This is a genomic window from Pseudoalteromonas peptidolytica, from assembly GCF_012641745.1.
GTDB lineage: Bacteria > Pseudomonadota > Gammaproteobacteria > Enterobacterales > Alteromonadaceae > Pseudoalteromonas > Pseudoalteromonas peptidolytica.
Map to the genome: position 1 here is coordinate 79562 of NZ_WEHZ01000014.1, position 12282 is coordinate 91843.

Annotated in this window: 3 protein-coding genes; all 3 read left to right on the forward strand. The window is 39.3% G+C overall.

The features are described from left to right. The first annotated feature begins 91 nt into the window (after nt 1–91). The 3 genes from F9Y84_RS11115 to F9Y84_RS11125 all read left to right on the forward strand — a co-directional run bounded on the left by F9Y84_RS11115 (nt 92) and on the right by F9Y84_RS11125 (nt 12246). Nucleotides 92–2191 carry a winged helix-turn-helix domain-containing protein gene (locus tag F9Y84_RS11115; protein ID WP_147388744.1) on the forward strand — a complete coding sequence of 700 codons (2100 nt, stop codon included), beginning with the start codon at nt 92–94 and terminating at the stop codon, nt 2189–2191. 521 nt (nt 2192–2712) lie between these two features. Next, the gene (gene astB / locus F9Y84_RS11120) at nt 2713–4044 is read left to right on the forward strand and encodes an N-succinylarginine dihydrolase (RefSeq protein WP_147388743.1); all 1332 of its coding nucleotides are present in this window, start codon (nt 2713–2715) and stop codon (nt 4042–4044) included. A gap of 147 nt (nt 4045–4191) precedes the next feature. Then, entirely contained in the window at nt 4192–12246 is an 8055-nt protein-coding gene (locus F9Y84_RS11125) for a non-ribosomal peptide synthetase (RefSeq protein ID WP_147388742.1), read from the forward strand. The last annotated feature ends 36 nt before the right edge of the window (nt 12247–12282 follow it).

Genomic DNA, 12282 nt, shown 5'->3' on the forward strand with positions numbered 1-12282 from the left:
CACGGTATTGAATTTAAAGCTTTTTTTCTTGCTGGCATTAAGGCGGTGAGAAAAAAGGAAACAAAATCTTCTGGTAAAGGTATTGTTTGCGATGGAAATTAAGTGTGGGAATTGGGATGTCTTTGTTGATGATCTCGTTGTGCAGATCCACGATGAGACATTTAAACTAGAGCCCAAAACGATGGACTTATTGGTATGCCTGGCTAAAAATCAGGGTAATATCATGTCTAAGGATGCTCTAATAGAAAGTGTATGGGATGGTATGGTCGTCAGTGATCATGCGGTGACATCTTGTATCGCAAAACTAAGAAAGGTGCTTTCTCAAGATCAGAGTATTCCAATATATATTGAAACTATCTCCAAGCGCGGTTACCGTATCCCCAAGCAGGTATATGTTTCGATCTGCAATAAAGAAGAGGTAACTGAAACTACGAGTCATACATCGGCAACGAGTACGAATAATATCAAACTGATCAAGGTATCAGTCGTATTGATATTTGCACTTGTTGTTATTTTGGTGGTGTTTTATAGCGCAGATACCTTATCCATTGTTAAAGAGAACCATGTTGTAGAGAAGCCGTTAAAGTTTCAAGGTATGCACCCGGTCACTAGTTTAGAGGGGCCTGAGAAAACACCTAGAGCTTCACCGGATGGGAAGTTTATTAGTTACTTATCTTTCAACCTTGATGAGAAAAGGTGGGATATCAATATATCGTTGTCATCTTCCAGGGAAATTGTACATCGCATCTTAGACGTTTCTGAATTTACGGCTCCAGCATGGTCATTTTCCAGTGATAAAATTATATTTCATAGAATAGGAGAGGATTTTTGTGAAATCTATATAGCTGGCTTGCGTGAAAGTACTTGGAGTGAAGAAAGCGTTTATACTTGTGAACTATTCAGCCATGCTATGGATTTTGCTTGGGATAAGAAAATCGAACTTATCTACTTTAATGAAAAACCATACCTAACTGAGCCCGCGGCAATCTTTCAGTTAAACCTAAATACTGGACGAAAAGTACAAGTAACTAATCCAATCGTTAGTGGCTTTGGAGATTACCGTTTAAACTATTCATATGACTTAGGTCTGTTATATTTTCTCCGCAACGAGCATTGGAAGAAGAGCACTGATTTTTATAGCTTAGATCCTCTCAAACAAGAGATAACGCACTTATTTAAAAAAGATAGATTAATCAAATATTTTACGCTAACCGAAGCCGGTTATCCGCTGTTTTCCAGTAGCAAGTACTCCTTTGATTATTTTGATTTATTAACTACGAAACAACATTCTGCATATCGAGCTTCTTTTCCGATAAAGCACCCACAGATATTCGCTGATGATAACAAGCTGCTATTCATGGTGGAATCGATAAAAGGGAGAGATTTAGAAGTTTTCTCACATAATAAGGATGTGCCAACTGCGCTACTTAAAACCCTTAACACTTCTAGGGACGACTATAGCCCTAGGTTTGCCAACAAGACAGGGTTACTTGCGTTCGTCTCCAATCGTAATGGTTCACCGCAAGTGTTTGTTGTTAATATGCAAGGTAAGGTGATTTCTACGAGTAAGTTACCTGAAGAAGTGCGCCCAACAGGCTTAGTTTGGTCAGCAGATGATTCAAAAGTTTTATTTTTATTCGAACAAGATATATACTCAGTGAATGCAAACACTGGCGAGCATGAAGTGACTGAGTTATACCAACCTTATTACGCATTCAGTGATGTAGCTCGAGAAGGTCGTTCGTATTACCTGTCTTCCGACCATAAATTGGATTGGCAGATATATAAGGTAGGCGACAATCAAGTTGAGCAAGTAACAGATAAAGGAGGGTATTATGGCATCGAAAGTGATGACGGGAAGTATCTTTATTTTAGTAAGTTTAGAGCGAAAGGGCTCTGGCGAACCGCTATCGATGTCGGTAACGAAGAGTTAGTGATCCCCGATATTGATCTATTGAATACTGGCGGGTTTCAAATATTAGGAAAGTACCTTTACTATAAAGAAAATACCAAAGACGGGTTTATTGTCTTTCGGTTTGATACTGAAAATGATGAGCTAGAGCAATTTGCTAATATCAAAGGTGAAGTCGATAAAGGATTTAGCGTTTCATTTGATGGGAAATATGTTATTTATACAAATAATATGACAGAGGTTGAGTCTGACATCGTGATGGCTGAAAGGTTACGCTAGTATGTACGGTTTTCCTCTTTTGTTAATTGCTGAACAAAATAGATGAATGTCTCACGTGTGAGATGTGTTGTTCACGCAACATGGTGACGCATCATAGCACTTTCATTTAATGTGCAATAAATTTGAGAAACTAAGGCTGACGCCAAAAAAGATAAAATCTCGCACCTGACTTGAGGTTTATGTAAGGAATGAGCTAATTGAATGCTTTATCGCTCACCTTAATTATTTACCTAGTTTAGGGATACCGAGGAAAATTCATGGGTCAATAACTCGGCTATTGGAAGTGAATTTAACGCCTCTAGCGCTATGGTTGGATACCAAAGAGGCGATAGTTAGCAAAAGTGCAGGTATTAAGTGTAACCAAAACGAAAAGTTGTGCTTTATGTGCACGGACCAGGAAACCTTAGTGGTTTCAATGTTATTAACAAAATTTCACTATCTGCGGATAGAACACTTGGTTAAGTAAGTCGGAAACACAATGAACAGTAGGCTGTATCAGTTCACTATTTACAGGAAAAATAATGAAAACAATAGAAGTAAATTTTGACGGCTTGGTCGGCCCAAGTCACAACTTTTCGGGTTTATCATCAGGAAATCGCGCTTCACAATTTAACAAAGGACGCATATCCAACCCAAAGTTAGCTGCCTTACAAGGGCTAGAAAAAATGAAGTTGTTGATGGATAGTGGTTTAACACAAGGGATACTTCCGCCTCAGATGAGGCCTGATATTAGCATGCTAAGACGGTTTGGCTTTACGGGAAGTGAGTACCATATCATTGATAAAGTTTCCAAAATAGAGCCACAACTACTGAGCCTATGTTATTCATCGTCCTCAATGTGGGCCGCCAATAGCGCTACAATTTCTCCCAGCTCTGACACGGGTGATGGTAAGCTACACATTACGGCTGCTAACCTTGCATCTAAGTTTCATCGGAGTTTAGAAGTGGAAGGTACAGAGTTAGCACTAAAGAAGATTTTTAAAGATAGTGATAAATTCGTGCATCATCCAGCATTGCCTCCTGCTGAGTTATTTAAAGATGAAGGCGCTGCAAACCAACTGCGATTTTGCAATGAGTATGGTGACGCTGGTTTAAACGTATTCGTTCATAACCAATGTGCAACGGTTGCGGAGAATGAAGGTAGACAGTCGCGTCAAGCGCATGAAAGTATCCGGAGATTACATCAGTTAAACTCAGATACAACCATCCTCCTAATGCAAAACCCTGAAGTTGTGTCAAAAGGTTTTTTCCACAACGATACTATTGCTGTAAATAATAAAAATGTTTTTCTCTATCATGAAATGGCTTATATAAACCATGATGAATTGACAACAAAGATAGCCGAATATTTTGGGGGTAGGTCAAACTTTTACCCTATCTGCGTACCTTCAGAAATGATCAGCCTAGACTTGGCTTTGAAAACGTATATGTTTAATTCTCAGCTTATTTCTATAAATAGTGAACATATGGCATTAATCGCTCCGATTGAATGCAGTATGGAACCAACAGTTAAACAATTTTTGGATAGCATTATCACCTCTGATAACCCTGTGAAGTCGATACATTATGTCGATCTTAGGCAAAGCATGTTAAATGGAGGTGGGCCAGCTTGTTTACGTTTGCGTGTACAGCTGACAGAAAGAGAGCTCGCGGCGGTGCATTCAGGGGTTATCCTGACACCTGAACTGTATGCACAGCTTCGTCAGTGGATTGAAAAATACTATAGAGATCAGCTTCGTGTAGAAGATTTAGCTGACCCTAATCTATATGTAGAAAGCTGTGAAGCATTGGATAACCTGTCGCAAATTTTAGATTTAAATTCGCTTTATTTTTTTCAGCAGAGCGAAATATAAAAAGATATGGCACTCATTGGGGAGTGCTATATCACATACAAATTTAATTAATCATTATTTATCAATGAGTAGTGTTTAAAGTGTAACAGAAGAATTAGAACCTACGCTTTAATACTAAGATTGTCATAGAGTTAAGAGGAAAAGAAGTTGATTGAACAACAAAATAAGCCACTTCCCAAAGTGCTACTAAAGTTGATTGAGAATAGTCAAAACTATCCTGATAAGGTGGCTTTCACGTTTATCGAAGCGCAAGGTGAAGTAGAACTTACTTTTAAAGAGCTGGAACATCAAGCGAGAGTAATGGCTAAGCAGCTCTTAGATAACGGAAAGAAAGGCGATAGAGTTGCACTTCTACTTCCAAATGGAGCGGCATATATTATCTCGATGTATGCATGTATGTTTGCTGGCTTGGTATCAGTCCCCCTCTATCCCGCAAGAGCGAAAGATAAGCACTCCAGAATCGATGCTGTTGTTGATAACTGTAATTCAACTATCATAGTTACATTAAGTGATAATCTTGAAAATACAAAAGCTTACTTTGACAGTAGCAGCTATGATTTTCACAGTAACATCGTAACGTTTGAAGCATTGTTAGAAGGTGATGCGATAGAAATTGACACCCAAATTGATGCTGACGACATCTCATATCTACAATATACATCAGGTTCTACAGGGATCCCGAAGGGAGCAATCATTACCTATGGAAACATCGCGGCAAACTTAGATGCATTAATTGCAGCGAGTGATAGCAGTGAAAAGGATGTTTTTGTAAATTGGTTGCCTCTGTTTCATGATTTAGGATTAGTAAATACGCTATTCCTACCTGCTTATATTGGTGCCCAGTCAGTTATTATGTCTCCTTCTGACTTTATCAGAAACCCATTTTCGTGGTTGTCCGCCATTGATAAATATAAAGGGACGATATGTGGTGGTCCAAACTTCTCGTTTGATCATTGTTGTAAGCATGTTACGGATGAGCAGGTATCACAGCTAGACCTCAGCAGTTGGCAAGTTGCATTCAATGCTGGAGAGCCTATCAGGGCGAAGACTTTTGAGAAGTTTCACGATAAGTTTAAATTAGCAGGCTTTTCAAAAGAAGCTTACTATCCTAGCTATGGGATGGCTGAAATCACAGTGTTCTTAAGTGCACCACTGCGTGCTAATTGTGCAATAACAACTCACTTTTGTACCGAGTCCCTTGGTGCGGGAATTGCGAAGGCCTTGGAGACTGGTGCAACAGCAGTAAACTCGACAACTCTTTTGGGGTGTGGTCAAACATATACAGACCATAGTGCAATCATTGTAGACCCCACAACACTTGAAATTTTACCAGATAATCAGATTGGTGAAATCTGGGCCAGTGGTAGTAGTGTGGCGCTAGGTTATTGGGGTCGAGAGGAAGAAACTGCTAAGACATTCGGTGCACAGCCAAAGGGGAGTGATGCCAAATACCTCAGAACTGGTGATTTAGGCTTTATCTATAATGGTGAAATATATGTCGCTGGTAGAATAAAAGATACCATCATCATCAACGGAACTAATTATTACCCACAAGATATAGAGTTTGTTGCAGAACAAGCGCTAGAAGGGTTGCCTCTTGGGAATGCTGCTGCATTTTCAATAGAAGATGAAGCAACAGAAAAGTTAGTGCTCGTGCAAGAGTTACGCCCAAGCAAAGATATCAAAGAAGAATTAGACTCGGTTATTCATAAAATCAGTGAGGCTATCAGTACACGTATAGGGCTAGATATTTACAGTATCAAGCTGGTACGCAAAGGTAAGCTTTTAAAAACCTCTAGTGGCAAAGTGAAAAGGCAAGCGACAAAAGAGTCATTCTTAAATGGAGATCTTGGAGAATATCATGGTGTAACATTTAAGGATACATCAAGTGAATTGGCAGATAATCTTGAATTAACTCGTCAGATACAAGCTAACGCTGTAGAGCGCACTACACTATTCGAATATTTACAAGCTGAGATATCATCTGTTACTAAACAGCCTATTGATAACGTGAGTTATGATAGTTCTTTATTGTCATTAGTGATGAATTCACTGCGAGCGTCGCAATTACAAGCAAGATTAGAAAGAACATTTTCCGTCTCCTTGCCACTTGCCGAATTACTCGCAGTTGCTAAGGTCAAAGACTTAATTGATACCATTTTATTAAAATTAAATAACGTTAAAACTGAGCAATCCATTGAACCTCAACAGATCATTGAAGGTAAGCTTTACCCTGCAAGCGCAAATCAAAGGTCTTTGTGGTCGCTACATCAAAGAACGCCATTACAAACAGCCTACAATATTCACTATGCCTTTAAGTTCGAGTCATCAAGCTTGGAGATTGATCGGGTAAAGTGTGCTTGGGATAAGGTGATTGCCAAACATGCGGCGTTACGTACGCAATTTCAATTTGCTGATGGCATCCTAAATCAAAAGATTTCTTCTGATCTCGGTGAATATTTTACGCACAAACACTGTAATAACTCTGTTGCAGTAGAGGACGCATTACGGCAAGCCGCTTCGTATCATTTTGATTTGGAGAATGGCCCTTTAATTAGAATTGAACTAATCAGTTCCAGTGAAGACAATTATTTAGCGATTACACTTCATCACATTGTGACAGATATGCACTCAATGATGATCTTAATCGAAGACTTCAAGCGCTTTTATACAGCCAATACAGTAGAGGAGTATGAACAAACGAACGCATTTTCTTATGTTGACTTTACACTGTGGCAAAGCAAAGTGGAGCGTTCTGAACCCTATCAAACGCAGCACGAATTCTGGCAAGATAGGTTAAGTAACGTAAACCCTAATCTAGAGCTAGTTACAGACTTTGTTCGTCCTAAATCATACTGTTATGATGGTGAAGTGGCCTCGTTGATGCTAAATAGCGATGAAAAAGAGGCTGTTAAGCAGTTTGCAGTGAGTAATAACATTACGATGAACCAGCTGCTTCTATCTATTTATTTTCTTTTCCTATATAGATATACAGGCCAAGATGACATTGTAGTTGGCACTCCAAGTATGGGTAGGCATCTTAGCTGTTTTAACTCAACAATTGGGTATTTTGTTAACCCTCTCCCTATTCGAAGCAGTTTAAGTCGAGATCTGACTTTCCAACAGCTACTCACAGATATAAAACAAAATCTATTGTCTGCAATGGCAAATAGCCAGGTACCGTTTGAACATATTGTAAATAGTACCTTAAGTACTCGGCTTGAAAATTTTGCACCCTTGTTCCAAACCATGTTTGTGTACCAAACAACCGATGCAAAAGACTATGAAGTACTTGATATACTGCTCAATAATAGTGGCGCACTTGCCTTGAGTGAAAATGAAAGACTGATCCCGGTGCAACGCGATAAGTCGACGGCTCAGTTTGATTTAATGTTAGAAGCAACAGAGTTCGATCAGAGTATAAAGTTAGAAATTAACTATAACACTTCCTTGTTTGAGCGTGCGACAGCTGAGAATATGCTCAACAGTATTAAAGAGTTGCTATTTGCAGTAATACAAAACCAGCATGAGACCTTAGATAAAGTCGCTATACTCAGTGAATCGCAGGAGCATAAAGTGGCAGCTATGCTGGCTCCTCGTAGACGCTTCAATAACGCATCAAATACCATTCAGTCTTTATTTGAAGCGCAAGTAGAAAGAGGGGCTGAGCAAATTGCTGTAGAGTCAACAAATGGCGATAAACTCACGTATCTTGAGCTCAATAAGCGAGCGAACCAGCTCGCTCGCCACTTGCAAACGCAGGGCATTCGAGCTGGAGATAAGATTGCGCTGTTGATTGATAGAAACATTAATACCGTTGTTGCTATTCTTGCGGTATTAAAAGCTGGAGCTGCTTATGTCCCGCTCAATACGACTAATCCTTCGTCTCGTTTGGAGGGGATATTATTAGATGCTCAAGTTGATTTTATGATTTGTGAATCTAATACCGAACATACGATATTTGATGGTAAAAAATTCATTATTGATGCAGATGCTGAGTCACAAAAATTGGCAGAGTATAGTGGCCAAAACTTACAAGTTGATATTGAGAACAATGCATTAGCTTATGTAATTTATACATCTGGCTCTACCGGTAAGCCTAAAGGCGTGATGGTAACGCATAATAATGTCATGAGACTTATCGACTCAGCTTGTGAACTCTACTCTTTTTCAGATCAGGATGTATGGACTTTATTCCACTCTTATAGCTTTGACGTCTCAGTGTGGGAAATGTGGGGAGCCTTGTTTACAGGAGCTAAATTAATAGTGATGCCGCTTGAAATTGCTCGAGACTCCTTTGCAATGCGTAATTTAGTGCAACACTATGGGGTAACTGTACTTTCTCAAACGCCATCGGCTTTTTATCCTTTCATGGCTGTTGAAGGGCTCGAAAGTTATCATCATGAACTCCGTTACGTGGTTTTTGGAGGAGAAAAATTAGAGCTACAGAAATTACAACCTTGGTTCGAAGCAAACTCAAACTCTCAAACCAAACTAGTAAACATGTATGGCATTACAGAAACTTGCGTCCACTCTACGTTTAAAGAAATTGGAGTGTCCGCATTAAAATCTACAGGTAACTTAATCGGCCAGCCTTTGGGTGATATAGGGATTTACATCTGTAATGACAGTATGCAAATACAGCCTTTTGGGGTGATCGGGGAGATGTACCTCACAGGGGATTGTGTCGCCAAAGGTTACTTAAATAATGAAACACTAACGAGTGAGCGATTCTTTAATCATCAGTTTCCTGGTCAACAAAGTTTACCAGTATACAAATCAGGAGATTTAGCGTATTTGCGACATGATGGCGAACTTTGTTATGTGTCTCGTGCAGACGATCAGGTCAAAGTGCGTGGCTTTAGAATAGAATTAGGAGAGATTGAAGGCTGTATTCAAGCGCTAGATGGTGTGAAAGAAGCCGCTGTTTTGTGCGTGACACATGATGAAAGCAAAAAGCTTGTTGGCTATGTTGTAGCAGAACAAGGGGTTGATTCTAAAGGTGTATTTACACATTTGAAAAGGCACCTACCGGATTATATGGTTCCTGCATCAATCATGATGCTCGATAATCTCCCACTTACTGCCAATGGTAAGTTAAATAAAAGAGCATTGCCTGAGCCTATTTATCATCATGGCAATGATGTTCAATCTGATACTGTACCTGTCACACCTTTGGAGCTTGAGTTACTGGATATTTGGGCCAGACTATTGAGCGTGCCGAAAGAGAATATTTCAAAAAATGATAGCTTTTTCTCTTTGGGTGGTGATTCAATCTTAGCTATTCAACTATCTTCTCAGGCTAAATTGGCTGGCTTATCACTTACACCAAATGATATTTTCAAGCACCCAACGATTGAAATGCAAGCCGTAGTAGGTGATAAGGAAAGTGAGGTCTTAATAGAATGTGAAACAGAATCTCGTAGTGCTCCACTCACTGCCATTCAAAAGTGGTTTTTCTCGTTGGATTTGGTTGACCATTCTCGTTGGACACAGTCACTAAGGCTAGAAGTGAAAGAAGGGATCTCAAAAGAGGTGTATCAAGCCGCATTTAAACAGCTGATACAAGCACATCGAATATTCAAAACTGGATTTTCAGGTGATGCTCAACACTACCTTGATGAGAATGCGCTTGCTTCTTTAGAATATAACACGGTAGGTTCTGCTCAGGAGGCCAGACTTCTTGAAGCTAAATTACAAGGTAGTCTGAATATTGAGACCGGTAATACTGTTGCTGCAAGTTATATTTGTTCACAAGACACTCCTGATTATATTTTTATTACTATTCATCATTTGATTGTCGATGCTGTTTCATGGCGGATCCTAATTGAAGACTTTTCCCATGCAATCTTAGATCGTGTTAATAATGTCGTGTCGGAGCGAAAAAATACGACTTCTTATTTTCAGTGGGCTGCGGAATTACATGCTTACAGCGACGTAGACTCGGTTGCCAAAGAGGTCCCATATTGGCAAGGTGTTATTGATAAACACTACTCTGCTTTACCGTTTCGCTCCGAAATGCAAGCAACCTATGAAGAGCAGAAGAAAGTTACGGTTGAGTTAGGACAAAGTGAAACGCAGACATTGCTCAAAAAAGCCAAGGATACTTTCAATACAGAGATGCAAGATATATTGCTGAGTGCGCTTGGAGTTGCATTACACTCATGGTCCGGTGGCTCTGACTTTATGATTGACTTAGAAGGGCATGGCCGCGCTAGTCTCAATGAACGTATTGATTTAAGCCGAACAATTGGCTGGTTTACAAGCATTTATCCATTCAGTCTACGTATCTCTGATCCCAGTGCTTTAGGGCAAACGGTAATTGAGACGAAGGAACGGTTAAGAAACGTGCCTGAAGCAGGATTTAATTACTCTGTGATCAATTATCTAGCTAATGACATACAACAAAATCATCGAGCCCCAATTTTGTTTAATTATCTTGGTCAGCTGGATTATTCACTACAACAAAGTGATGCGTTTAATAAAATACAGCTTGTTGAGGAGGGCGATAGAAATCCTGCCGACAAGAGAGCATACCCAATAGAGGTGCTTTCTAAGGTACAAGATGGTCAGCTTTGTATTGAGTTACTTTATGATGAGCTAACACTGAGTGAAACAACAGCTCGACAGTTGGTAAACGATATTCACACTCAGCTACAGCAATTTAGTCGTGTTTGTCTAGATCAAGATACGTGTTTTTATACGCCGAGCGATTTCCCGTTGATTGAACTGCCGGAGCATAAATTTAATTCACTAATTCATGATTTAAAACTGAGCACTAATAAAAAAATTAGCAATATATTGCCGACTACTGAAACGCAAGAGTCTATTTTATTCCATTGCCTATCCTCTTTGAACAAGAGCTTATACTTTGAACAAGTTAAGTTTAACTTTACAAAGAAACTAAATGCGCAATATTGGGCAGAAGCTTGGGAACAGGTAATTGAGAGGCATCAGATATTGAGGTCGGGTTTTGTCTATAAAAACTGTGCAAACCCACTGCTGGTTGTATATGAAGAGCAGCCATTCTCAATGACGGAGTATGACTTTAGTCACTTGGATGCGTCTACGAAAGTTACCTATCTTGCCAATGAATTAAATGCACAAAGGCAAAAAGGGTTCAATTTAGAAGATGTGCCATTGAGCCAATATCATTTATACAAAATGAGTGATTCATCATTCGTATTTGTCTGGAACTTCCACCATAGTATTCTTGATGGTTGGTCAATGGCCAACATTATCAAAGAAGTGCTTACTATATATGAGCAGCGTCTTGGTCGAGAGTTACAAGAGTTACCTGTTGCTGCAAAGCTAGAAGATTACGTTGAGTTTAAACTTACTAATACATCTAAAGAGAAAGAAACAGAGCGTTTTTGGTCTAATTATCTAAAAGGTATTTCTACGGCAACCACACTGCTCGCGGATAGGTACAATGACCCCAAACTAGATGAAGATCTTGAAGAAAAAGAGAATTTTGCTAAAGATTTTACACCTGCTCAAAGTGAAAAAATACATCGCTTTTTGACGAAGGAAAAGTTAACGCTTAATCACTTTATGCACACCCTGTACACTTTACTCATTGCCAGTCATAGCGGCAGTAAGGATATCATGTATGGCGAAACATACTCAGGCCGACCTGCTGAAGTTAAAGGGATTGAACAGTTGGCGGGTCTATTTGTAAAGTCTCTGCCAGTTAGGCAACGATTAGAGGCAGGTGAGACAATAAACTCCCTGTTGCAGAAGCAAAAAAGTGAGCAAAGCAGTAAAAATGGTCATTTAGATATTGAGCAAGATAGGCTATATAAATTGACTAACTTTAGTAGCTCACAGTTATTTGAAATTCTGTTGAACGTTAATAATTATCCAATTGATAATAAAACACTTGAACAGTCTACGCTGATAGATCTTCAGGATATTGAACATCATGGTGAAAGTCCGACAGCATTAACACTGATAGTAATACCACGAGATAATATACAGCTTTATTTCTGTTACGACGTTCGTCGCTTTTCTCGAGTAGCGATTACAAACTTACTGGATGATATTCATTATCTTGCAGAGCTGATATGTGACCAGCCTGATACATCAGTGACAGAAGTCTTGCAAAATCTAGATGAGCGTAAACGGAATCTGCGCTCAGCAACAAGCCGAAAACGAGTCGTTAGAACAGGAACTTCTAGACGCGAACCTAGTAATATTTAGTAGAGAAATTGTATATGATTGAATTAAAAAGCAGCC